The sequence below is a fragment of the Ignavibacteriota bacterium genome (assembly GCA_016708125.1).
In the GTDB taxonomy this organism is placed as follows: Bacteria; Bacteroidota; Ignavibacteria; order Ignavibacteriales; family Melioribacteraceae.
The window spans coordinates 3,258,293-3,283,933 of sequence record JADJGF010000001.1 but is presented as its reverse complement, the minus strand read 5'-3'; the positions used below and the strand labels follow the sequence as shown (position 1 = coordinate 3,283,933).

Below are 25,641 nucleotides of genomic sequence, written 5' to 3'. Positions count from 1 at the left end.
GGCTTTTTTAATTTCTGCTTGCCAATTTGTTATTTACGCGAGGATAAATTATTAATTTTTGCCCAACTTTTATTACACTGCTTTTTAATCCATTCCAACTTCTAATTTCACTTGCTTTTACTTTATAGCTTTCGGCAATGTGTCCTAAAGTTTCTCCTCTTTTAACTTTATGAACGATTTTCTCATCAATATTATTATTTGTTTCATTATTTACAACAGATGATTGTCCAATACTTAATTTTTGTCCAACATTAATTTTATCGTTTTTAAGATTATTCCAGCTCTTTAAATCTGCAATGCTCACTTTATTTCTTATAGCAATTTTACCAATTGTATCACCTTTTTTAACAGTATAAACTTTTGATTGAACAATTGGAGTATCTTCAATAATTTCATCATTTTTTGTGTGAATTTTTAAAGTTACACCGGCATTTAATCTATTTGAACTAAGTTTATTCCATTTTCTTAAACTAATTGTACTAACTCTAAATTTTTCAGCAATTTCACTTAATGTATCGCCCTTTTTAACTTTATAACGAATTAAATTTGATTTTATTGGTGAAGTTACATTATTATTTTCAGCAACTAAAGTTGTATTGCTTCCGGTAAATATTTTTAATTTTCTTCCTTTATATATTCTATTACTTCTTAAATTATTCCACTTTTTAATTTTTGAAGGAGTAGTTCCGTATCTTAGTGAAATTGAGCCAAGTGTTTCACCGCTTCTAATACGGTGTTCAATCCATTCTTGTCCAGTGGAAGTTGTTAACTGTCTTTGCTTTTCAGTTTTAGTTAAACTATTAATTTTTGATAATTCAGCAAATCTTTCTTTTGCAACATAGAATTTTAATGATTGTCCAACATGAATTGTTGTTGTGTAAGGTAAATTGTTCCAGTTTCTAATATCGGAAACTCTAACTTCAAAAAGATCTCCTAAATCAATTAGATTATCTCCACTTTTTACGGTATAATCAATTAATTCACTATCTTCCGGAATTACTATTGAAACTGAATCATAACTTGTTTCTTGGTACAATTTTGCTAATTTATCTTCTTCGGTATTTCCATTATGAACCATTTTATATGGAGCTTGACCATTATTTGGATTTTCTTCAACAACGTTTTCTTCAACAGCATATGCAATATCTGTATTAGAAATTACATCAGTATTAGTATATTTCGTAACCGGAATTTTAAGTTTTACATTTGGATAAATTCTGGAGTTTGAAGAAATTTTATTAAATCTTGCAAGCTGACTTAAACCAATACCATATTTTATTGCAATTTTTGAAAGAGTTTCGCCACGCTTTACATTATGAACAACATATTGAAGCTTTGCATCTTTAGGAATTGATTCTAAATTTTGCACAAATAAATCATAATTTTTTGTTGGGATTTTTAAAGCATATCCGCCAGGAAAATTTGGAGGAGTATTATGCTGAATAAGTTCGGGATTAAGTCTTTTTATTTCTTCCAAAGAAATTCCGGCACATTTTGCAAGTACTGATAAATCTAATGCCCCATTTATTTTATGTGTAACATATTCAATAGGAGTTTCATAAACTATATCGGTAAAACCATATTTTTCTGGCTGACTTGCAATTAAAGTAACGGCAATATATTGAGGTACATAATTTTTTGTCTCTTTGGGTAAATATTTTTTCACTTCCCAAAAATTTTGTGAACCAGCTTTTTTAGTTGCGTTTCTAACTCTTCCTTCGCCGCTGTTGTAAGCTGCAATTGCCAAATACCAATCATTTAAGGAAAAATAAAGATCACGTAAATGTCTTGCCGCAGCTCTTGTAGATTTTTCCGGATCTCGTCTTTCATCAATATAAAAATCAACATTCAAATCATAAAGTCTGCCGGTTCCTTTAACAAACTGCCAAAGACCGACCGCTTTTGCCCAAGATTTAGCATCAGGTTTTAATCCGCTTTCCATTAAACTTAAAAATATAAGTTGAGTAGGAACTTTTTCCTCGGCAAAAATTTTAGCCATCATTGGGAAATAAAATCCCGTTCTCTGAAGCCAATAATTCATGTGCTTTCTGCCTTTTCCCGTAAAATATTCTATGTATTGTTCAACGCTGCTATTAACTTCAAGCGGAAAATCACCAATTACAATTACTGTTTCATTTTTTAATTCTTCTTCATTTTCCGAAATATTTAATTCAGGCAAATTATTATTCAGCCATTCTTCAACAGCATAAGTCGGAGAAATATCGGGAAGTTTTTCAAAACTAACTATATACGAATTGTAATCATCAAGAATTGCTTTTTCCAATTCAGAATAAGCTTCATTTTCTTCAATATTTGAGAAATAGCTAAGTTCATTAATAATCGTCATTGCAGAATCAAATGAAAATAATGCTTTGGATTCTAATCCGAGAGTTTTTTCACTTAAAGCATCCATATATTTTTGGCGAGCATTTTCAAGATTTTCGTTAACAATCACATCTGTTCTTACCGTAGCCGAAAGGCTATCTTGTAAAGTTTGATCATTATTTGTTTTTTTATCGGAATTTAATGTTGAGCAAGAATAAAAAAGTACAAGTAAAATTATTATAGCGGGAGTTAATTTTCTAATCACGTTTATCCTATAATTAATTGTTGCAAGTTATAAGATTATAGAGTTTTTTTCAAGTCGAATATAAAATAAAATTCTTAAACCGTTATATAACATATACTTTTACAAAATTTTATCTTTATATTTCATATTGAATTCTTTGTTATTTATATAACTTTATTTATCGGAATGAACTTAAAATACTTTACCTCTATTTTTATTTTTTTCTTTATAATTAAAAGTACAGAAATAATTTCGCAAGAAAATAATTTTGAATTTTTGCCGCAAGGTTTACACTTTTTACCAATTAAAGCAAATTATGAAGAAGCAAAAATTGGAATTTTATATTACCCTAAAAATGGAAATTTAAAAGTTGATATAGGAAATAATATTGATCTTTTAGCATTTAATTTCACAAATTTAAATTCAAAATTAACTTTTTCAATTGAGTTTATGGCTTATGCTCTTTCTACAAATTATGCTGAAAAAAGATTGCAGATAGATGCTTTAGACGGATTTTTTGGAGGTAATGCTGCATTTTCAAAAAAATATATCAGTGGTAAACTTATTTCTCGTTTCAGAATAATTCATAATAGCGCCCATCTTGTTGATGGACATTTTGATTCGGAAAGAAATCAATGGATGAATAATGATAAACCAATTCCCTTTACTAAAGATTTTGGTGAATTATTACTTGGATATCAATTCCTTGAAAATTATGGGACTTTAAGAACATATTCCGCCATTTCTTATTCAACACTAATTAGACCTAAAATATTGGAAAAGTGGAATTCTTATTTCGGATTTGAAATTTCATCGAATAAAATAATTGATAATGAAACCAACATTTTTATTGCGAGTAATTTTAGTTTGGAAGGAAATCCCAAATATCAATTTAATTATAATAATTTACTTGGAATGAAATTCGGTAAAATGGAGAAAAAAGGAATTGTGATTTATCTATCTTATTTTTATGGTTCAAATCCATTTAGCGAATATTATATGAAAAGAGTTAGCCAGTTTGGAATTGGTTTTTTTGTTGATTTTTTTTAATTTTTTTTTCAAGATGCCAACTTCTGAAAAGATGTCATGTTTTTAATTTCGTTACTAATCTGTAAGAAACTTATAAATTAAATATCCAAAATTAATTTGAAGTGCGCCAAGAGCTACACCGCTGTAAATATCTAAAATATTTGTTTTGTTAAGATAATTTACATCGCCGGTAATTTTATACTTTTCATAATTTTTATCGGATTCATTTTTCAAATATGCTGCAGTTGCTCCAAATGCTACTGCTGATCCAACAACAATATAAAACAAATCAGATTCGACAAAACTCTCTTTCTGCATTTTTAATTTTAACGGTAAATTCATTATTTCTAAATTTTGATTTTTATTTCCAATATTTAAATTCCAAATTCTAAGCGGAAGAATTTTTATTAACGGATTTTTATCAATATGAATTTTGTTTTTTTCGTTTAATAAATTTTGAGATGCATTATTTAAATTTACGTTTGAGGAATCTTGCGAAAAAATATTTATTGAATTTAGAACGAATACGAAAATTATTATTCTTAACATTTTAATTTTCCTTTACCGAAAAACAAAAAACATCATCTTTATCAATTCCAAAAATAATTTTATCTTTCACAAAAAATGGTGAAGTTCGGCATCTTCCTTCAAATTGAATTTTATCAATAATTTCTCCAGTCGTTTTATCAATAAAATCAACATCCATATTCATATTCGGCTGAATTAAAATATTTTCAAAAACAAGCGAAGTTGAATTTATTAATCCGTTTGTTTCAAGTTTCCAATTTTGATTTCCATTTATCAGATTTAGAGAAAATAAATCGCCATTTAAATTTCCGATGTAAACAGAATTATTATCAATTGTCGGAGCAGTTTTAATTTTGAAATTTGTTTTAAACTCCCAAATAATTTTTGCAGATTTTTTATCAATTGAAAATACATTTCCATTTTCATCACCAAAAAATATTGAAGATTCATTCATAGTAATTCCACTTTGAACTTCCTCGCAAATTTTAATTTTGTAATTTACTTTTCCATCATTTAGTTGGATAGAAAATAAATTTCCGAAAATTGAACACGCATATAAATTTTCTTCATCAGCTGCCGGATCTGAATAAAATTTTTCCTTTAAATTTATATCCCATTCTTTAATTCCCATTCGCGAAAACTTATAAAGTTTACCGAAATTAGTAAGTATGAAAATTTTTTCATTTTGAAAAATTAATTCATTCGTAACTTTGCCTTCGAGTTTAACTTTATAAAATTCTTTTGCTTTTAACAAATCATAAACAACCAGCGATGAATAATTTTCCTTTTCTTCATTTACAACAAATATCATAATTGATTTATCAATAATTGGTGTTTGCTCAATTCCGCCTTTGTATTTAATCTCACCAAGTTTTTTTCCACTAACTAAATTTAGGGCTGTAATTCTCCCGCCTAAATCTGATACGAACAAAACCGTATCATACGCTGAAAAAGGATAATTCGAGTAACTCCCGTAAGTGCTTTTTTCCCAAATTGGATTTTTTAATATTTCAATTTTTTTATTTATATAAAAATTTCGATTTGGTGAACTTCCATATTGAGAAATAATTTCGGAATTCTCATTATACTTATTAAATTGAATTGCTCTGGCACAACCAATTAAAAAAATTATTATAAATATTATTGATAAATATTTTCTCAAAAATCCCATCCAAAAAAGAATTGATAAAACAAACTATTTTGAAAAGACGAAAAGTTATTTTCAATTTTTTTTCCAACATCATAACGAAAAGTTATTGCGCCGAGAAAGTTAAATCTTAAACCAATTCCAACACTTCCGATTGTGTTTTCATATTTATCATCCCAAGCACTTCCCGCATCAATAAATGCAGCGCCTTTAATTCCGGCAAAACCTAATCCTACAAAAGGTAATTTTAAATAAAATTGATCTATCAACGGATATCTTAATTCGACCGAAGACAACCACATTTTTTCGCCGCGAATTCTAAATCTTGGCCAACCTCTTAAATCCCAGCTCCCGCCGGCAATATATCTTCTGGCATCTTTTCCTTCGTTATAGAAAATTGATGCGCGCGTTGCCAATGTAATTCTATTATGAAGTCTAAAATAATTTCTATAATCTGCAATTAAGGAATAAAAATTTGAATTGCTGTATTTTATATCTGAAGTATAACCTAATAAAAGTCTAAGCCGTGAGCCGTCAACCGGACCTGTATTTCCCCAAAGTGTGTTATCATGAATAAATGAAATTGTGTTTGATAGTAAAAGTGCTTTTCTTGGCAACAGATCTATTGAAATTTCTCTATCGGAATTTGAAATTGTTGTGCTTGTTTCAATTCTTTGAAATGAAGATAATGGATATAAAAGTGAAATGTATCCACCGAAACTTCTTTCATAAAAATAGCTGTCACTTTCTCTAATATCATATCGTCTTCCGGTATGATGAAATATTCCATAACCGAAATTGGTTCTTCCGCCGGTGTTTACGCGGCTAATTGCTACATTAATATTTTTGAAAAAGTCACTTTGGATTTCTGCTGAATTATAAATCATAAAATAATATCTGTCATCGCCAAGTAAATCGCTTAAGGAAAATATTGCGCCGCCACGAGTTCCGTAAATTGGATCAGTAGAAATTTGACTAAAAGCATAGTCCAATGAATATTGGTTTTCATAATGCAATTTATCAGTCTCAGAATTTATTACAATTTTTTCCGGCTGCCATGGAATTTTAATTTCATCGTATGTGAAATTTTTAGTTAATAAAATTGTGTCGGGAATTTCATCAAGATTAAGTGAAAAAAACTGAAATGAAAATTTTTCAAAAGTTGAAGTTATCAATTCATTTGAATCAACAAATTCATACTCAAAAATACTTGTTAAAAATCTTGTCTTTTGAGTCATATTTAATGGTTCATTATTTTTATCAAAATTAATTTGCCAAAGATTTTTCACACCGTCATTATCTGCAAGGCAATAAAGTGAAGAATAATCCGGAGAATATTTAGGGCTTGTTAAATCTGCATTTGAATATGTAAGATATTTAACTTCACCGGTATTAATATCAATCTCAAACAAATTATTTTTCTGCTGATAAATTCCGCTTGTTCTATCTGACGAAAAAATAATTTTAGAATTGTCTTTATTAAATATTGGATCTCTATCGGAATAAAAATCATTTGTAAATCTTTTTATCTCACCGGAATTAATTTCTATTTGATAAATATCAATGTAACCTTTTCTATCAGTTGCATGAAAAAGAATTTTAATTCCGGATGAATCAAAACTTGGCGATTCAATTGTTAACAATTCATTAAATTTAAAGTGTTTTAGAATTTCATTATTTTTTGTATCAAAAAGATGGATTGCATCTGTAGCTCCGGCTTTTGTTACAAATGCTAAAATTCCTTTTGAAGAAATAGTCATTGATGGTTTTAGCAAATGAAAAGTTTCAAAGATAACTTCTTTTTCTCCCTCTAAAATTTGCTCCGGCTCAGCAAAATCAATTGAATCCGGGTTATAATCCATTTTATAAATTGACGAATAACCATTTCTATTTCCAACAAAAAATATTTTATTTCCATTTTCGCTTTCAAAATAATTCGGAGAAAAATTGTAACCTTCGTAAGTAATTTTTTTTGATTCAATAAAATGCGAAGTTTTATTTTCGTAAAGTGGATAATATTTCTGTTTTAAATAATATTGCCAATCTTCATCAATTTTTTCAAAGCGTTCTCCGATTGTAAATTCAATTACATCTTCAAAATTTTTAAATCGCCAAAAATTTTCTAAGAATTGTAAAATTTTATCTTCGCCATATTTTTTACTTACAAACTCTAAAAAATTTTGTCCTTCTTTGTACATTAAAAAACTTCCGTAAATTCTGTAAATATCTTTTAACGGAGCGAAGAAATTATTCAGAACAGCATCTCGCATAATCATTTCGGCTTGTGTATCCCAATGGTATGACCAATATTCGGCAATACCTTCAACAAACCAAAGCGGTGGATAATTATCACCAATTACTCTATGATCTTTAACAACATTTAAAACTTTACTTGTCATAAAAACATGAACTAATTCGTGACGTATTACATGACGAAACTGTTCTAACGAAGTTAGATAAGGAATTACAACTCGTCCTTTCATAAATTCAAAAAAACCTCCAACGCCTTCGGGAATAAAATTTGGGATTGTATTTGTCTGCTGAAAATGATTATGAGTGTTATAAAAAATTAGCGGAATTTTTTTAATCATTATATGATTAAATTTTATCTTCAAATCATCAAAAGCTTCTTCGGCATAAGCGGCGCCAATTTCTGCCATTTCTTCAAAATCATCATAGTAATAAATATCAAAATGTTCTGTTTTAATTACTTTCCATTCAAAATTTTCATAGTGAACTTTATTTCTTCCGAAAAAATATAGCTGTGCATTTAGAATTGTTGTTGTAAAGAAAAAAATGATAAATGAATATTTTAGAAAATAAGTTTTTAAGATTTGCATTCCAGATTCGAGATTAATATTTAGTGTTTTGAATTTTAATTTTATAAAAATATTTATTACTCGAAGTGCAATAAATTGTCGCCAAAATTAATTAGAATACATTTTCTAATTCGTCTGTAAAATGAAATTTAAAATAATCTTGAAGTTTTGTACTAATTTCTTTTTCAGTTTTTAATGTTAAACATTCTTCTGCCAATTGTTTTGCATCTGAAAAATTTATGGATCTAATAATTTTTTTTATATGTGGAATTGTTGAAGCCGAAACACTTAAAGAGTCTAATCCCATACCAACTAATAAAGGAGTTGCTAAAATATCCGCAGCCATTTCACCGCACATGCTAACTTTTGCAGATTTTAATTTGCTTGCGTGAATTATTTTATAAAGTACACGAACTACAGCCGGATGAAATTCTTGATATAACGAAGATACTATTTCGTTTCCTCTATCAACAGCCAATAAATATTGAATTAAATCATTTGTGCCAATACTTATAAAATCAACTTCAGCGGCAAATTCTTCAGCCATAACTGCAGCTGATGGAACTTCGATCATAATTCCAATTTTAATTTTTTTATCAAATTCTTTTCCTTCGGATTTCAATTCACTTTTGCAGATTTCTAAAATTTCTTTTGTCCTTCTAATTTCTTGAATTGATGAAACCATAGGAATCATAAATTTAATATTCTTGTGAATGCTTGCTCTGAGCAATGCGCGTATTTGTATTTTAAGCAGATTTTCATTATCAAGTAAAAATCTAATTCCCCGCCAGCCTAAAAACGGATTTGGTTCTTTTACATCAACGGGAAAAACTTTATCGCCGCCAATATCAAAAGTTCTGATAATTACAATATTGGGATAAATTTTTTCTGCCAAATCTTTATAAACTTTATACTGTTTATTTTCATCGGGAAATTCATCAGCCAAATTAAAAATTTGTTCTGTTCTAACTAATCCAACGCCTTCTGCACCATTTCTAAAAATATATTCAAGTTCTTCAACAATATCTAAATTTGCACGAAGAATTATTTTTCTTCCGTCTTTTGTAATTGCGGGTTTATCAGCCAATTTTGCCAACCCGGAATCAAACTCTGCCAACCGTTTGCTTTTTTCTTCATAATAATTTAATTGCTCAGCAGTTGGATTTATAATTACTTCGCCGTGAACGCCGTCAATAATAATTTTATCACCATTTTTAATTATTGTAGTGGAATCATGAATTCCCAAAACAGCCGGAATGTTTAAGCTTCTGGCAACAATTGCAGCGTGGCTTGTTAATCCGCCAAAATTTGTAATGTAACCTTTTACGTTTTCTCTGGAAAATAAAACTGTGTCCGCCGGAGTAATACTATTTGTTACAACAATTACATCCTTTTCAATTCTTGAAATCCATTTTTTCTTTTTAATATTTCTGATAATTCTATTTTTTATATCTTCAATATCTTGCGATCTTTCCTTCATGTAAGATTCTTCGGAAAGAGCAAGTATTTTTTGATATTTGGAAAACTCCGCATCAACAATATATATTGGCGAACGTTTTTCTTTTTTAATTCTATCTTTAATATTTTGAATTAAAACCGGATCATCAAGAATCATCATTTGAGCTTCAAAAATTCCGGCTCTTTTTTCGCCCATTTTATCGACAGCAAGAGTAAATATTTTATGTAATTCTTTTTTGGATTTGCTAAGTGATTTATCGAAATTCTCTATTGCTTCATCAATATTTGTAATTATTTCATCATCAATAGATTCAATTTCCTTTTTGTAAATAAAAGCTGTGGCTATTGAAATCCCCGGAGCTGCAGCAATTCCTTTAAGAATATTTTCACTCATAATTCATCAAAGCCTCTATTAAAGTAATCTATTATTGCCACACATGCTTCTTGTTCGTCTTCTCCTTCAAAAGTTAGAACAAGATTTGAGCCTTTCTCAGCAGCTAAAGTCATAACGCCAATAATACTTTTTCCGTTTATATTCATTCCATCTTTGTTGATGAAAAACTCACTTTTAAATTTAGCCGCAATTTTTACAATTGTTGCCGCTGGTCTTGTATGAAGTCCGGCATTATTTATAATTTCAACTGTTTTTTCAATCATTATTTTTTTCTATCTGTAAGTGAATTTGCTAACCATTGCAATGTAATTTTTGCTTTTTCGTTTTTAACATTTTTTAATTGATTAAGGGCAAGCGAAGTATATTTCTTAACTTCATTCGATGCGTCTTCTATAATTCCTAAATCTTCGTAAAGTTTTTTATATTCTGGAACTTTTTCAAACTTAATTCCTTTTTCATCAATTACTTTTTGAATTAATTGCAAATTTTTCCCTTTTGCTTTTTCTAACGCTTTAAGAAGTAAATAAGTTTTTTTGCCTTCAACTAAATCGCCGCCAATTTTTTTACCAAATTCAGATTCATCCGCGGTAATATCTAATAAATCATCTTGAATTTGAAATGCTAAACCTAAATATTTACCAAATTTTTTAAGTGAATTAATTTCCTTAATATTTCCGCCGCCAAGTTTAGCTCCAATTGAGCAGCATGTTTCAGCGAGTGCGGCAGTTTTTTTACTAATCATTACTAGATATTCTTCAATAGAAACTTTTCTTCTTATTTCAAAATCCTTGTCCAAACTTTGTCCTTCGCAAACTTCAATTAAACCATTTGTAAAATCTTCAACAGCGCTTATTCCATTTTTTTTACAATCTTTTAAAAGTGATTTGTAAGCAATTGCCATTAAATTATCGCCGGCAAGAATTGCAGTATTAACATCATACTTAATATGTAAAGTTTGTCGTCCCCTTCTTTTATCTGCATTATCCATAATATCATCATGCACCAAAGTAAAATTGTGAAACAATTCAACTGCAACCGCGGCATTCAAAACTGAAGATGATTTTGCATTAACTGCATTTGCGGATAAAATAACTAAAAAAGGTCGTAATCTTTTTCCGCCGCTTTTTATTATATAATCACAAGGTTCATAAAGTGATTTTGGAAATTTACCTTCGGCAGTAGTAAAATATTTTTTTTCAAATTTCTGAATTTCTTTTTGGTAAAATTCTGCGGGATTAAATTTCATTAATTAATATTACCTTATTAGTTATCTGTTTAATAAATATATAAATATTTATTATAAATTCCTTTATAGCCAACAGCAAATTTTTAACTTTATTTTCACTTTTTGGATTTTTGACAAAAAATTTAATTTAAAAATTCAGCTTCATAATTTTTTTGATATTTAATTTTAGTTAATTTAATCAAAAGAAAATAAAAATCAGTAGGTGTAACTTGAAAAAACCGCAATTAAGCTTCTGGCAAATTTGGAATATGAGTTTTGGATTTTTAGGAATTCAATTTGGCTTCGCTTTGCAAAATGCAAATGTGAGCAGAATTTTTGAAACGCTTGGTGCAAACATTGATGAAATCCCGATATTATGGATTGCAGCTCCGGTTACCGGATTAATTATTCAGCCAATTATAGGTCACATGAGTGATAACACTTGGGGCAAACTTGGGAGACGACGACCATATTTTTTAGTCGGAGCAATTTTAGCTTCATTAGCTTTGTTCATTATGCCAAATTCTCCTTTACTTTGGTTTGCTGCCGGAATGCTTTGGATAATGGATGCATCTATAAATGTATCCATGGAACCTTTCAGAGCTTTTGTGGGAGATATGCTTCCTTCAGAACAGCGTACAACCGGATTTTCCATGCAAAGTTTTTTTATTGGAACTGGGGCAATTGTTGCATCAGCACTTCCGTATATAATGACAAATTGGCTTGGGATTTCAAACACGGCACCAACCGGTGAAATTCCGGACTCAGTTAAATTTTCATTTTATATCGGCGGAACAGTTTTTTTTCTCGCTGTACTGTGGACAGTCTTAAAATCAAAAGAATATTCTCCGGAAGAATTAAAATTATATTCTGAAGAAACTTCTGTAAAATTCGGAAAGAAAAATCTTGAAAAATCTTTAAATGTTAATTCAACATTCTTATATAAAAATGGAATTGCTTGGACCGTTGCCGGAGTAATTTTACTTCTCATTTTTGCAAATTTCATTTACATTGATTTAGGATTGTACGTTCTTTTCGGTGGAGTTTCTGCATTTGGATTATTACAAATTTTAGCCGGAAGTTTTGCAAAGAACAAATCTAAATCCGGACTGCTTTCTATTATAAATGATTTGTACAATATGCCGAAAACAATGAAACAACTTTCATACGTACAATTTTTTTCATGGTTTGCACTTTTTGCAATGTGGATTTACACAACGCCAGCAGTAACAAGACACATATACGGAGCAGTTGATACTTCATCAGAATTGTATAATGAAGGCGCAGATTGGGTTGGAATTTTAATGGCTGTCTATAATGGATTTGCTGCAATTATGGCATTTGCAATTATGTGGATGGCTAAAAAAACTTCGCGAAAAACTGTTCATCTTATTAGCTTAATTATTGGCGGATTAAGTTTGGCTTCGTTCTACCTAATTAAAGATCCAAATTTATTGCTTATTTCCGAACTTGGAATTGGATTAGCTTGGGCTTCAATTTTGGCAATGCCTTACGCTATTTTAACCGGTTCTTTACCGGCAGAAAAAATGGGAGTTTACATGGGAATTTTTAATTTCTTTATTGTAATTCCTCAAATTACAGCTGCCGCAATTTTAGGATTTTTTGTAAAAAATCTTTTTGATAATCATGCAATTTTTGCTTTAATTCTTGGTGGAATTTCAATGGTAATAGCCGGATTATTAGTTCTGTTTGTTGATGATGTTGATTAAAATATTCGTGAATTCGTGGCAACATAAGGAATAATATTTATGTCGGATTCTTTCAATCGAAGAGAGTTTATAAAAAAAATTTCTGTTACGAGTGCTTCATTAGCTTTTATTAATCCGCTCAACTCAACCTTTTTTAGCAGTGAAAATCCGCAAATTAGTAATGATTTTTTCTCAATATACTTTGATGAAAAAGCCGGAAGATTTAATATTCATCAAATGAATGGGGATTTTTTAGTTTTAAATGCAACAGTTAGAGCAAATTTAAATTTTGGTAAAATTTCAATTTCGCAGAAAAATTATTCTCACATTTTATCTACAAAAAACATTGATGATAAACTTGGCAAAGGAAAAAAGTTAGAAGTTTATTCCAAAGATTTAAATGGTGATTTAGATTTTCATACTTCCTTTTCACTTTATGAAAATTGGAATAACATAATTATTGAAGCTAAGTGCAAAAATGTTTCTTCCAAAAATTTCAATATAAAAAGTATTGAGCCAATATGTGCAATTGAAGAAATTGGAAGTTCACTTTCTTGGATTAATACAAGCAAAGTTTTAACAAACGGTGCAATGTATTACGATGTAGGAATGATTCATGAATTTGGAAAACCTTACAAAGAGCCAACGCCGTATGGTCCAACTAAAGGTGGAAATATTTCTCCGGAATTTAATTACCCCGCGGAAAATCGGATTAGAAGTTGGTGGAATATTGGATTTTTTCGTGGATATGATAAAGAGGGGTTAGTCTGCGGATTTGTAGATAACCAAAACGGACTTGGAGAAATTGTTGTTTCAAAAAATTCACAAAATAATATTTCAATATACACGGAATCAGTTTTTGCACCGGGAACAATTTTAAAATCCGGTAAAGATATTTCTTCAAATCGATTCATGATAAATATTTCTCAAACTCCATATAATGCTTTGGAAGATTTTGCAAGAGTAACGGGAGTTTTAAATTCTGCAAGAACAAATTCCACAATTAACGGCTGGTGCAATTGGTTCTATACATATGAACATATCACTGAAGATGAGGTTGTTCGCAACGCAGAATTTGTTTCTAAAAATTTGAAGCAATACGGTTTAGAATATATTCAGATTGATGAAGGCTATCAGCGTTATCATGGCGATTGGGAAGGGAATACAAAATTTCCTCATGGAATGAAATGGCTTGCAGAAAAGATAAAATATTATGGATTAAAACCCGGGCTTTGGATTGCTCCTTATTTGGTTTCGGAACCAGTGGAAATTTTTCAGAAAAATCCAGATTGGTTTTTGAAAGATAAAAATGGAAATTTTCTTCGAGTTGGACCTTGGCCAAGTTTAGATACGGATTGGGCAAAGAATGAAAACCAAAAACGTTATTGTTTGGATATTACACATCCGGAGGCGGAAAAATGGTTTTATAATTTATTTGATAAAATTGGAAATGTTTGGGGTTATGAAATGATTAAAATTGATTTTGTTGCATGGTCAATTTTCTCTGCACATCATTTCAATGATTTAACGGCAACACCAGCGCAAGTTTACAGAAAAGGTTTTGAAATTATTAGAAATGCAATTGGAAATGAAAAACATATAAATGATTGCGGTCCGGGAAATGTTTCTGTCGGGTTTATTGATAGTATGCGCATCGAACTTGATCAAAATTACGGTTATTCAAAAGCTGCTTGGCAGCAATATTTTTTGGATTCTGCAAGCAGTGCACCGGCTGCTGCAAAGAGATATTATTTTCATAAAAACACTTGGGTAAATGATGCTGATCATATTTGTATAAATCATTTGTCAATTCCACAAGCGCAAGCAGCCGCAACAATAATTGGATTAAGCGGCGGAAATATAATTTCCGGTGATCGACTTTCAGATTTGGATTTTTCTCGTTTAGAAATTTTAAAAAAAATTCTACCGCAATTTGGTGAAGCCGCAAAACCGGTTGATTTATTTGATAATGATAAACAAAATATTTTTATCACTAAAATTAAAAAATCATTTGCAGAGTGGAATGTAGTTGGAATTTTTAATCCAAGTGAAGATTTAGTTGTAAAAGAAATTTCTTTTGAAAGACTATGGTTAAATCCCAAAACAATTTATTTGGGTTATGATTTTTGGATGGAAAAGTTTGTTGGTGAAATTTCAAATTCATTAAAAATTAAATTGCTTCCGCAAAGTGTAACTTTATTATCACTTCATGAAAAAACCGGAAATCCACAATTCATTTCTACTGATCGACATATTTTGCAAGGTGCTCACGAAGTTGAAAATATATTTTGGAACTCTGAAAAAAATACAATTTCCGGAAGTTCTTTAGGAATTTTAAATACATCTCATAATGTTGCAGTTTATATTCCGGGCGGACAAAATTGGGTACAAGGAAGAAATTCAATTCATCATGATTTTGAAAACTATTCACTCAAATTTATGGATGATAATATTGTTCGCGTTCATGTAAAATTTGAGAAAAGTGAAAATGTAAATTGGGAAATTAATTTTAACGAGAGTTTTAAATAAAAATATTTCACTGTAACTATTTATATTCAAATAAAAGCTCAGTTTAAAAACCAAGCTTTTATTCTTCAATATGATTTTTTATTTATTAATTCCTACGGCTAATTCCCAATCAAAATAGGATTCCAAATATTCATAAATTGCGGCAAAATAATTAAGCTGGGCTTGATCATAACCAACACTTGCATCTTTTAATTCCAACTGAGTTGCCAATCCATTTTCCGAACTTATTTTTGCAATATCAAAAGCTTTTTTTGCAATTTTGAAAGTTGTTTCCGCAGATACTATTCTCTTTTCTGCTTCTTTTAATTTTAAATCCAAATTTTTTATTTGAATAAATATTTCATTTTCAGTTTTTGATAATTTTATTTCAGATTGCTCAGCTTCAATTCTTGCTTTCTGAACTTTTGCACTTGTATTCCATCCGGTAAATATTGGAATGTTCAAAGTTAATCCGGCAATTAAATAATTATTTACTCTATCAAATTGAAAATAATCAGATTGCGAAGAAAATTGATATGCAAAACTTGCATACAGCGAAGGCAAATGTCCCGAATATTCAACATCAACATTTGTCTCACGCAAATTCTTTTCCCAAAGCAAAGCATTATAATCCGGGCGATTTGTTAAAACATCTTGAAGTTCCAACATTTGCGGTTTATCTTCAACTTTATTTAGCTCGCCAATTATTTCAAAATTTTCTTCGGGTTTTAATCCGGCTAATAATTTCAAACTATTTACAGCCAAATTATAATTTCTTTCCGATTGTGTAACCAAAGGAATATTATTTTGCCAGCGAACTTCTGCTTGAAGCATTTCAAATTCCGAAGCAAGTCCGGTATCATATTTCTTTTTCATAATTAAATAATTTTCTTCTGCATTTTTTGCAGCTTCTTTATTTACTTCATGAACTTTCTTTAACAATAAAGTTTGATAAAAAGCTTTTTTGCTTCCATTTAAAATCCCTTGCAAAGTTGCATCAAAAACATAATCAGTTAATTTCTGATATTGCTCTGCTGCTTTAATTGCATTGAAAACAGAAAAATTAAATACTTGCTGAGATACAACAGCTTGCGCACTAAATTCATTTTTATAATTAATTTTGAATTTTGACGGAGCGCCGGTTGATTCACCCATTAAGGAACCAAAATCAACAAATAAAAATGCATCTTTTAAATTTCTATTATAACCAGCTTTGGCAGAAATTTGAGGATAAGCATTAGCTCGGGCTTGCGCATCTTGAGTTTCTGCAATTTCCAAATCTTTCAATGCAATCTGAATATCTTTATTATTTATTTTCACTAAATCCAAAAAAGAATTTATATCATAAGTTTGCGCATTAAATTGTGCAGCAAAAATAAATGTGAATAAAATCAAAAATTTATTTTTCATTTTTTACCTCAACAACTTTTTTTTCTCTGTGAACTAATTCCAAAACCGCTGGTATTATGTACATTGTTAAAATTCCGGAAACTATTAATCCGCCAATACTTACAACGCCGATTGGCTGTCTAAATTCTTTTCCGGCAGAACCAATTCCCAAAGCCATAGGAGCCATACCAAGTACAATTGCAATTGTTGACATTAATATTGGTTTTAATTTTGTTGGAGCTGCTTCAAGCAAAGCTTCTTTAACAGACATTCCTTTTTTGATAAAAACATTTGTATAATCTAAAATTAAAATTGCATTATTTACTACAATTCCAATTAACATAACAATTGAAAGCATTGCCATAACGCTTAAATTCAATCCGGAAATATACATTGCTAAAAACACTCCAATTAAAGCAAGTGGAATTGTTCCTAAAATCATTAACGGTTGTGTAATACTTTCCAAAATTGCAGCTAAAAGCATGAATGTTAAAATAAATGCAATCATGAATGCAAAGCCCATATCCATAATTGCTTGTCCCATCATTTCGGCTGCACCAGACCATTTAACTGAATATCCATTAGGTAAATTTGTTTTTTCAATTTCATTTTCTATTGAATTTGTAATATCACCGAGAGCATAACCGGTTGCAACATCTCCGGTAAATTGTATTGTTTTTGCTTTATCACGATGTAAGATTCTGCTGTATCCATCTGTAAAATTAATTTCTGCAAGTTGATTCATTTTAAATTTTCCAACTCGCGAAACAATTGTTAGGTTTCCAATTTTTTCCGGTGAATCAACTGATTCATCAGCAAGTGTTACACGAATATCATATTCCTCACCATTTTCAGAATATTTAGTTGTGGTTAATCCTTCCATACTTGCGCGTAATGTCATAGCTAAATCGTAAACTGTTAATCCAGCACTTGCCAATTTTATTCTATCGGGAATTAAAGTTATTTCCGGTTTTCCCGAACGAGAACTTGTATTTAAATTTGTTAATCCCGGAATATTTTTCATTCGTGAAAACAAATCTTGTTTAATTTCTTCCAACTTAGAATTTTCAACACCTTTTAAGAAAAAAGTAATAGGCGGCTCTCCGCTGCTTCCGGCACTCTGCACAGAAGATATTCTAAACATTGCATTTGGAATTGTTGATAATTCCCACATATAGTTGCTAACCATATCTTTGGTAGAAATTGATCTTTGTTCTGCTGGAACTAATTCAATTTTCATCAATGCAATATTTGTTCCTTGATCAAGATCGCTAATTTTTCCCATTTGAGTAAGAACATGTTTAACTTCTTTGTGTGATGTAATTCTTTTTTCGGTTTCATTCAATAAATTTGCGGTTTCTTCCAAATTATATCCTTGCGGAAGTTCAACTTGAATATTTATCATTCCTTCATCCAGCGACGGCATAAACTCAAAACTTAATTTTGATGCAACAAACAAACTGAAAAAGAAAAACACAATGGATATTGCAATTGTGATTGCACTATTTACTCTATTTTTAATTACAACAGCTAACATTTTTTTATAAGTAACTTCCCAACTTTTAAACATTTTTTCTAACATTTCACCAATTTTATGTTTTTTTGTATCGCGTTCGGGCAATATCAATGCTGCTAACATTGGTGTTAATGTAAAAGAAACAACAATTGAAAATATTGTTGCAAAAGTTACAGTTAACGCAAATTCTCTAAAAAATTGTCCAATTAAACTTGACATATTTGCAATCGGTACAAATACTACAATGTTTGTCATTGTTGATGCAATAACAGCAACAAATACTTCCGAAGTTCCTTTTGCGGCGGCTTCTTTTCTATTATGCCCCATATCTTTATGACGGAAAATATTTTCCAAAACAACAATTGAGTTTGCAACAAGAGTTCCAATTGATGTTGATAATCCCATTAAAGACATTACGTTGAGAGAGAATCCGGATAAATCCATTAGTAAAAACGTTGAGATTATTGAGAACGGCATTGATAAAGCAACTATTATTGTAGATCTTAAATCATGTAAGAAAAATAAAAGTACTAATGCAGTAAGAATAATTCCCATACCAATGTTGCCAAGTGTATCTTCAACGGATGCACTAATAAATTCTGATTTATCTGTTATTACTTCCAAATTAATTCCCTTTGGAAGTTCTTCTTTTAATTGAGGTAAAAGTTCATAAACTGATTTTGCAAGTTCAACAGTATTTCCATCGGCAGCTTTAATTAAGGATAAGAATACAACATTTTCATCTTTGGTTTTTGCAAGATTATTTAAATAAGTACTTCTTATTCTAATTTCCTTTCCATCATCTTTTACATTTGCCAATTTGCCTAATTCTTTTGGTCCAAATAAAGTCTGAATTTGGAGTTTTTTCATTTCATCAATTGAAGAAAATTTTCCTTTTACACGTGAAGAATATTCTTGTGATTCTCTTTGAATTTGCCCGCCGGGAATATCCATATTTTCAGCACTTAGCAATTGATTTAATTGAGGAAGTGAAAGCACATTTTGATATACAATTCTATTATCAAGCTCAACACGAATTTCTCTCTGCTGACCTCCGAGAATATTTACATTACCAACTCCATCAATTTGAGAAAATCTATCTTTTAATTTTTTCTCAGCAATTTCGTAAAGTTCAACTGGAGATTTATCACCAGAAAGAACCAAATCCACAACAGGCTGAGCACCAAAATCAATTTTCTTAATTACCGGAGTTTTTATATCAGTTGGTAAATTGCTGATTATTCCATCAACGTTATCTTTCACTTCTTGATTTGCAATATCAATATCTTTATCAAGTTCAAACTCTACAACAACAATTGAAACTCCTTCTAAAGAATAAGAAGTTAAAGATTTTATTTGACTAACTGACGAAACGGCATCTTCTATTTTTTTCGAAACTTGAGTTTCAATTTCTTGCGGTCCAGCACCGGGATAAACTGTTTGAATTGTTACATAAGGTATATCAACATCGGGCATTAAATCCAACTTTAGAGAAAAGTAAGAAATTGTTCCGAACAGCACCAGAACCAATAAAAACATGCTCATCATTATTGGTCTATTTATAGATAAATCAGAAATTTTCATTACGTTCTCCTAATTAATAATCTTAACTTTTGAGTTGTTATCTAAAAATGTCTGACCTTCTGTTATAACTTTTTCGCCCTCATTTATTCCCGATAATATTTCAACATTAATACCGCTTGATTTACCAACTTCAACTTTTTTCATTACAGATTTTCCATCTTGAAAAACATAAACATAAAAATCATTTCCTTTTTTAATTAAATCTTTTCGTTCAAGTGTAATAGATTCGGCACCTTTTTTTTCATTCACAATTGTAATATCTGCGGTAATTCCCGCTTTAATTTGAGCATTAGGATTTTCAAAAATTATATCAGCATTAAATGATTGTGTCATCGGATCCATTGCCATATCAACTTGAGAAATTATTCCCGGAATTTTCAAACCTTGCCATTCTGCATAAGCTTTTCCACCTTTTCTAACATCATTTATTTCTTCTTCAGAAACTTGAATGCTTGCTTTAAGTTTGCGTAAATCAGCAACGGTTGCAAGCACGGTTTCTTTTCTAACATCTTCTGATTCGACAACTGAAACTTTTGTTACATAGCCGGTTATTGGCGCAAGAACATTTACAACTTTTCGAACAGTTTCCCAATTTGCTCTATTAACTTCAAATTGAGTTTTTATATTATCTAAATTTTGAGCAGAAACTCCGCCAACTTCATGCAAAGTTTTGTACCTTTCATAAGTACTTTTTGCATTTTCATATGCGGATTGAGCTTGAAAATATTGAGTACCCGGAGCATCAGCCGGGAATGTAAAAAGCACTTGATCTTTTTTTACAAAATCGCCGACTTTAGTTAAAACTTTTTCAATTCTTCCTCCCATGCTTGCGCTTGCAGAAGATTCTTCAATTCCGGAAAGAATGGAATTGTAAGTAAGCTCTTTCGTAAAATTTGATTTTACAGCTTCTTTAACTCTAACCGGAATTCCTTCTTCCTTATAAATTTGTTCCATATTTTTTGCTTCTTTTTTTTCTGTTGTGCAACCGGAAAAGAAACTAATTCCGGAAAGTATTACTGAAAACAATAAAATAATTTTTTTCATTAATTCCTCTATTTATATTATTTGTTAATTGCAATTCCATTTAATAAAACTTCAATTTGATTTTTTGCCATTTCAGTAATTGGAAAATCCATAATTCGCTTAAACCAAACCATTGATAATCCTAAGTGAAATGTCATAATTATTATTGCAAGATTTTCTGCATTAATATCTTTTCTAATTTTTTTTTCTTTTTGACCTTTTTTAATTATCTCAAAAATTCTGTCTTTGTGATTTTTCAAATCATTGTGAAAACAATCTCTAATTATTTCATCATGATGAATTATTGATGCAAATTCAATTTTGAAAAACAATTCTTCCACATCTTTAAAATCTTCATCATTTTCAAAATGTTCATAAACTTGCAAAAAACCTTTTCTAATAATTTCAATCGGATCTTTTTCTTTATAAACAAGTTCATCAATAATTTTCTGAATTCTTTCTCTATTATTTTGATGAATTGCCAGAAGAATATCACGTTTATTTTTGAAGTAATGATAAATAGCTCCGCGTGTTACATTTGCTTCAGACGCAATATCCTCCAAACGAGTTGCACTGTAACCGTTTTTTATAAAAACTTTTATTGCAACTTTTTGAATTTGGAGTTTTGTTAATTCAGCTTCTTCTTTTGTTTTTTTCATTTTAATAATAAATTTTTGGGTGTAAATTTACATACATTCATGTATGTTTGTCAATAATTATTTTTCAATTAATGATTTACATCATTTTTATTCGATAATATTTTATTTTTTAAGTCATATTTTCTGCTTATTGCAAAAAAGAAAAAGGATTTTTGTGAAATTTTTAATTGGATTATTTGCGTTTATAATTTTTAATAGTTTTCAAATTGCACAATCAAATGATTCTACAAAATTTATAAATGGAATTATTCTTGATTCGCAAACAAACGAACCACTTCCCTTTGCAAATATTGGAATTAATAATTTTTCACTGGGTACAAGTTCTGATGTGGATGGAAAATTTTCTATGAAAATAAATTCAAAATCAGCAGAATTAATTTTCAGCTACGTTGGTTACAAAACTTCAACAATAAAATTGGAAAATCTAAAAAGTGACGAAGTGAATTTTATTTTCCTTAATCCGATTAGTATAAATCTTCAAGAAGTTACTGTTTTTTCTAACTCGTCAAATCCAAGTGAATTAACTCAACTTAGTAATTTATCATTGCAATCCGAAAGAATAAGAGAAATTTCTTCTGCAATGCCGGATATTTTAAGATCGGTTCAAGCTCTTCCGGGAGTTGTTGTAAATAATGAATTCAAAGCTGATTTTAATGTGCGCGGCGGAAATCAAGATGAAAATTTAGTTTTAGTTAACGGAACACAAGTTTACGAACCTTACCACATTAAAGAAGCCGCAAACGCAAGTGTTGGAATTTTTAACGTAGATTTAATGAAAAAAGTCGAAATAATTACCGGAGGATTTTCTGCAAAATACGGCGATAAAATGAGCTCGGTTTTAAATATTGAATATCGTGAAGGAAATAAAGAAAAATATTCCGGAGCCGCATCTTTAAGTTTAGCTTTTTTAGACGGATATATCGAAGGACCAATTTCAGAAAAAAGTTCTTTTATTTTTGGTGTGCGAAAAAGTTATATGGAGTATGTTCTTTCTCTAATTGATTACGAAGATATTAAATCTGTAAAACCATCATTTTATGATTTGCAAGGTGTAGTTTCATATTCACTTACGCTAAAAAATAAATTACTGTTTGAGTTTATTCATGCCGGAGATGATTTTTCTTACAAACCGGAAAGAATTTATTCAACCAAAATTGAAAATGAAATTAATACTGCAAATTATTTCAGCACTTTGTTGGATGTAAAAAGTAAAAATATTTTGTCCTCAAAAACTTTACTGAATTTTGAAATTTCTTATTATGATCAGATTGATGAAGAGAATAGATTGTTTAACAGATTTGAAAAAATTAATTATAATGATTATGACAGTCTTCAAACAATTAGATTAACTTATGATAGTTTGCGAATTAAGACTCTCGAGTTCAAATCAGAATTGAATTATCAGTTAAATTCATTTTATGAAATTCAAAACGGATTCAGTTTTCAAAATATTAATTATCTACAAAACGCAAATGATTTTTGGACTTACATCGGAAATCGCAATAATACAAATCCCGTAATAAAAGATACTTTAACAAGAATTGGTTCTTATGGAAATGAAAAACCAATCGATGTTAGCTCATATAAATTTGCTGCATATTTGGAAAATATTTTAAGTTTAACAAATTCATTAACTGTAAATTTCGGCGGAAGAATTGACTATTTTGATATTAACAAAGATTTAACTTTTTCGCCAAGAATAAATACAGCTTACAAATTTGAAGACGGTACTTTGCTCAAAGCTGCATGGGGATATTTTTATCAATCACCGATTTATGCTCAACTTTCTTCTTCAGTTTCATCGGATACAAATACGCAATCGCAAAAATCAATTCATTACATTTTAGGTTTAGAAAAGCAATTTAATTTTGCTGATAATTATTTTTTAAAACTTAAACTTGAAACTTACTACAAAGATTACAGCAATTTAATTTCATCGCAATTTGGAGTTTTTGAAAGATTAACTTATTCAAGAAAAAATGATGCAATTGGAAATTCTAAAGGAATAGATTTATATGCAATTTTAAATTATGATTTTTTTTATGGCTGGCTTAGTTACGGATATATGCAAGCAAATGAAAATAAGTTAAATGATAATTATGGAGAATATCCGAGATATACAAATCAAACTCATACAATTTCTATTGTAACAAATTTTGCTTTTGGAAATAATTGGAATTTAAGTTTAAAAGCTTATTATGGAAGCGGTTTTCCTTATACACCAAAAACTGCTGTTAAAGATGAGCAAACCGGAATTTGGGATTGGAAATCCGGAGAAATTCATTCTGCAGATTTACCGGCTTACAAAAGAGTTGATTTAAGAATTAGTAAAATTTTTGTTTTTGATAAATTCAGACTTAATTCATTTTTAGATGTTAGCAATGTTTTTAATTTTAAAAATGTTCAGAGATATGAATTTGATAATCCCGGTTTAAGCAAACCAAGTTCCGAAGAAATTTTATTGTGGCCAATAATTCCATCATTTGGAATTAGATTTGAATTTTGAGTTTTAATTAAGGTTGAATTAAAACTTTTTTAGAACTCATAATCGGCAAATGATTTCTGTGTTCAACAACAACATAATAACTTCCTTCATCTACAACAAATGCTAAAGGACTTTCTCCATCAACGTCTACAATTGTTCCATTTTCTTTAATGAATCCGGCACGCTGTGCTTTGGTTGATGATTTTGTTTCATCTGAACGTAATGAAATTAAAACCCAATCAATTACATTTTCTGGAATTTGTTCTACATGTTCAGTGCCTTCAAAATACCATGGGAATTGATTAAAAGGTTGATCATGAGGAATTGTAGCAAAAAAATTATTATTACTTTGCATATTTGATAATCCGGAATAAGCTCCTTCAAGAAAAACTTTTACGCTTAGTTTAGGCAAAATATTAATAATTCCATCAAACCAAACTTTTGCCATTTTAGAATATCCTTTATCATTTGGATGAAGTTCATCATTCATATCTCCATTTTTTCCATTCCCTATTGTTCCCATGATATCTATATTATAAATAATTTTTGCACTATCTTCCATATCAACTAAATGTACTAGGTCGGGATATGCATCATTTAATGGATTATAAAATCTATCCAATATCATATTTTCAACATTATTATTAAATGTATTAACAAAATTTTTATTTGGAGAACGATCAATAATTCTCGAAAAAATTACATTGATAGGTTTTGCAAGTTTATTTTCAACTCTTGCAATTTCATCGAGAATTTCTTCTTCATCATCTGAAAATATTCCATCTAATTGTTCGTTACCATTTGTACCAATGTGTAATAAAATTATATCAGGTAAATAAGTTTCTAAATATGGACCAACTGTCAAAGTATCATAAATTCCATACTGATTCATATTTAGAATTCCAGTTTGGAGTAAATTTGTTAACTGTGAATCCCGAATCCCTGGAAATCCAGAATTTTCTTCAAAACCAATTGGTAAGAAATTACTTCCTGCATGTTCACTTCCGATAAAATCAAATTTAATACCACTATTAATTAAAAGATTATATAATGGTAATCTATAACCCGTTCTATCTTCCGGAATTCTGAAATCTGTTTGTCTTGATCTTTTATCAAAAGTAATTGAATTACCAAGTGGTAATATCTTTAATTTTTTACTATTTAATACAGATTTTTGAAACTTAATTGATTTTAAGTTATTTTGAATAAAAATATTATTTCTAATACCTAATATTTTACCTGTTTGAGAATCTTTAATTCTTAATGAAATTGATTTTTGAGATAAATAATTTGGAACTTTCCACCCTATGTAGCCAATATCTGAATTAATTTCCTTAAATATTAATGTCCATTTAATCAAATTTTCAGAATACTCAATTTCTAGCAGACTAGTTTTAGAGCTAAACCACAAAATACTTTCACGTTTCTCAGAAGAAAATACTTGATTATCAATTGGTGAAATTATTTTAAAATTATCAGATTCATATGAATTCTGTGAAAAATATTCAGCTGATATAAATAATATCAGTATTATAGCTTTATTCATTACTTAATAAATTTTTATTAAGATAATTTATCGTATTTTTAATATAGTTAAAA

16 protein-coding genes are annotated in these 25,641 nt (G+C 29.4%); 4 read left to right on the top strand and 12 right to left on the bottom strand.

The genetic code is table 11. From position 1 onward, the window contains the following. Nucleotides 1–7: 7 nt before the first annotated feature. A complete protein-coding gene (locus tag IPH62_14170; protein MBK7106422.1) occupies nt 8–2,590 on the bottom strand; it encodes a LysM peptidoglycan-binding domain-containing protein in 2,583 nt (860 codons plus the stop codon). 165 nt (nt 2,591–2,755) lie between these two features. Between IPH62_14170 and IPH62_14165 the strand changes: the two genes are divergently transcribed. Beyond that, complete coding sequence (locus tag IPH62_14165) at nt 2,756–3,619, top strand: DUF1207 domain-containing protein (protein MBK7106421.1); 864 nt, start codon at nt 2,756–2,758, stop codon at nt 3,617–3,619. Nucleotides 3,620–3,673: 54 nt separating this feature from the next. On the opposite strand, the gene IPH62_14160 is transcribed toward IPH62_14165, so the two are convergent. From IPH62_14160 to IPH62_14135, 6 genes are all read right to left on the bottom strand, one after another. Next, entirely contained in the window at nt 3,674–4,147 is a 474-nt protein-coding gene (locus IPH62_14160; GenBank protein ID MBK7106420.1) for a hypothetical protein, read from the bottom strand. Nucleotide 4,148: 1 nt separating this feature from the next. Continuing rightward, the gene (locus IPH62_14155; GenBank protein MBK7106419.1) at nt 4,149–5,288 is read right to left on the bottom strand and encodes a PQQ-binding-like beta-propeller repeat protein; all 1,140 of its coding nucleotides are present in this window, start codon (nt 5,286–5,288) and stop codon (nt 4,149–4,151) included. Next, nucleotides 5,285–8,113, bottom strand: coding sequence for a PD40 domain-containing protein (locus IPH62_14150; protein ID MBK7106418.1), 2,829 nt, complete (start codon nt 8,111–8,113; stop codon nt 5,285–5,287). Before IPH62_14150 ends, IPH62_14155 begins: the two co-directional genes overlap by 4 nt. A 91-nt stretch (nt 8,114–8,204) precedes the next feature. Next, the gene (gene ptsP / locus IPH62_14145; protein ID MBK7106417.1) at nt 8,205–9,944 is read right to left on the bottom strand and encodes a phosphoenolpyruvate--protein phosphotransferase; all 1,740 of its coding nucleotides are present in this window, start codon (nt 9,942–9,944) and stop codon (nt 8,205–8,207) included. Continuing rightward, entirely contained in the window at nt 9,941–10,207 is a 267-nt protein-coding gene (locus IPH62_14140; GenBank protein MBK7106416.1) for an HPr family phosphocarrier protein, read from the bottom strand. The genes ptsP and IPH62_14140 overlap by 4 nt, the downstream gene beginning before the upstream one ends. Then, complete coding sequence (locus IPH62_14135) at nt 10,207–11,190, bottom strand: polyprenyl synthetase family protein (protein MBK7106415.1); 984 nt, start codon at nt 11,188–11,190, stop codon at nt 10,207–10,209. Before IPH62_14135 ends, IPH62_14140 begins: the two co-directional genes overlap by 1 nt. Nucleotides 11,191–11,399: 209 nt before the next feature. Here IPH62_14135 and IPH62_14130 point away from each other — a divergent pair, with 209 nt between their 5' ends. Continuing rightward, a complete protein-coding gene (locus IPH62_14130) occupies nt 11,400–12,899 on the top strand; it encodes an MFS transporter (GenBank protein ID MBK7106414.1) in 1,500 nt (499 codons plus the stop codon). A gap of 39 nt (nt 12,900–12,938) precedes the next feature. After that, a complete protein-coding gene (locus IPH62_14125; GenBank protein MBK7106413.1) occupies nt 12,939–15,407 on the top strand; it encodes an alpha-galactosidase in 2,469 nt (822 codons plus the stop codon). A gap of 78 nt (nt 15,408–15,485) precedes the next feature. Here the strand turns inward: IPH62_14125 and IPH62_14120 are convergent, their stop codons facing one another. Genes IPH62_14120 through IPH62_14105 form a run of 4 tightly spaced genes read right to left on the bottom strand, consistent with a single transcriptional unit; the run spans nt 15,486 to nt 21,557 of the window. Then, nucleotides 15,486–16,796 carry a TolC family protein gene (locus IPH62_14120; GenBank protein ID MBK7106412.1) on the bottom strand — a complete coding sequence of 437 codons (1,311 nt, stop codon included), beginning with the start codon at nt 16,794–16,796 and terminating at the stop codon, nt 15,486–15,488. Then, complete coding sequence (locus tag IPH62_14115; GenBank protein MBK7106411.1) at nt 16,786–19,875, bottom strand: efflux RND transporter permease subunit; 3,090 nt, start codon at nt 19,873–19,875, stop codon at nt 16,786–16,788. The genes IPH62_14120 and IPH62_14115 overlap by 11 nt, the downstream gene beginning before the upstream one ends. Before the next feature lie 9 nt (nt 19,876–19,884). Continuing rightward, complete coding sequence (locus IPH62_14110; protein MBK7106410.1) at nt 19,885–20,919, bottom strand: efflux RND transporter periplasmic adaptor subunit; 1,035 nt, start codon at nt 20,917–20,919, stop codon at nt 19,885–19,887. 17 nt (nt 20,920–20,936) lie between these two features. Continuing rightward, nucleotides 20,937–21,557 (bottom strand): TetR family transcriptional regulator, encoded by a 621-nt coding sequence (locus IPH62_14105; protein ID MBK7106409.1) that lies wholly within the window; start codon nt 21,555–21,557, stop codon nt 20,937–20,939. A 154-nt stretch (nt 21,558–21,711) separates the two neighbouring features. On the opposite strand from IPH62_14105, the gene IPH62_14100 reads away from it, so the two are divergent. After that, the gene (locus tag IPH62_14100; protein ID MBK7106408.1) at nt 21,712–24,063 is read left to right on the top strand and encodes a TonB-dependent receptor; all 2,352 of its coding nucleotides are present in this window, start codon (nt 21,712–21,714) and stop codon (nt 24,061–24,063) included. A 7-nt stretch (nt 24,064–24,070) separates the two neighbouring features. On the opposite strand, the gene IPH62_14095 is transcribed toward IPH62_14100, so the two are convergent. Further along, a complete protein-coding gene (locus tag IPH62_14095) occupies nt 24,071–25,588 on the bottom strand; it encodes a hypothetical protein (protein ID MBK7106407.1) in 1,518 nt (505 codons plus the stop codon). Nucleotides 25,589–25,641: the final 53 nt, after the last annotated feature.

Excerpts from the sequence above, each read along its gene's own strand:
- IPH62_14165 (MBK7106421.1), top strand. The coding sequence starts at position 2,756 with ATGAACTTAAAATACTTTACCTCTATTTTTATTTTTTTCTTTATAATT.
- IPH62_14160 (MBK7106420.1), bottom strand. The coding sequence starts at position 4,147 with ATGTTAAGAATAATAATTTTCGTATTCGTTCTAAATTCAATAAATATT.
- IPH62_14150 (MBK7106418.1), bottom strand. The coding sequence starts at position 8,113 with ATGCAAATCTTAAAAACTTATTTTCTAAAATATTCATTTATCATTTTT.
- ptsP (MBK7106417.1), bottom strand. The coding sequence starts at position 9,944 with ATGAGTGAAAATATTCTTAAAGGAATTGCTGCAGCTCCGGGGATTTCA.
- IPH62_14140 (MBK7106416.1), bottom strand. The coding sequence starts at position 10,207 with ATGATTGAAAAAACAGTTGAAATTATAAATAATGCCGGACTTCATACA.
- IPH62_14135 (MBK7106415.1), bottom strand. The coding sequence starts at position 11,190 with ATGAAATTTAATCCCGCAGAATTTTACCAAAAAGAAATTCAGAAATTT.
- IPH62_14125 (MBK7106413.1), top strand. The coding sequence starts at position 12,939 with ATGTCGGATTCTTTCAATCGAAGAGAGTTTATAAAAAAAATTTCTGTT.
- IPH62_14120 (MBK7106412.1), bottom strand. The coding sequence starts at position 16,796 with ATGAAAAATAAATTTTTGATTTTATTCACATTTATTTTTGCTGCACAA.
- IPH62_14115 (MBK7106411.1), bottom strand. The coding sequence starts at position 19,875 with ATGAAAATTTCTGATTTATCTATAAATAGACCAATAATGATGAGCATG.
- IPH62_14110 (MBK7106410.1), bottom strand. The coding sequence starts at position 20,919 with ATGAAAAAAATTATTTTATTGTTTTCAGTAATACTTTCCGGAATTAGT.
- IPH62_14105 (MBK7106409.1), bottom strand. The coding sequence starts at position 21,557 with ATGAAAAAAACAAAAGAAGAAGCTGAATTAACAAAACTCCAAATTCAA.
- IPH62_14095 (MBK7106407.1), bottom strand. The coding sequence starts at position 25,588 with ATGAATAAAGCTATAATACTGATATTATTTATATCAGCTGAATATTTT.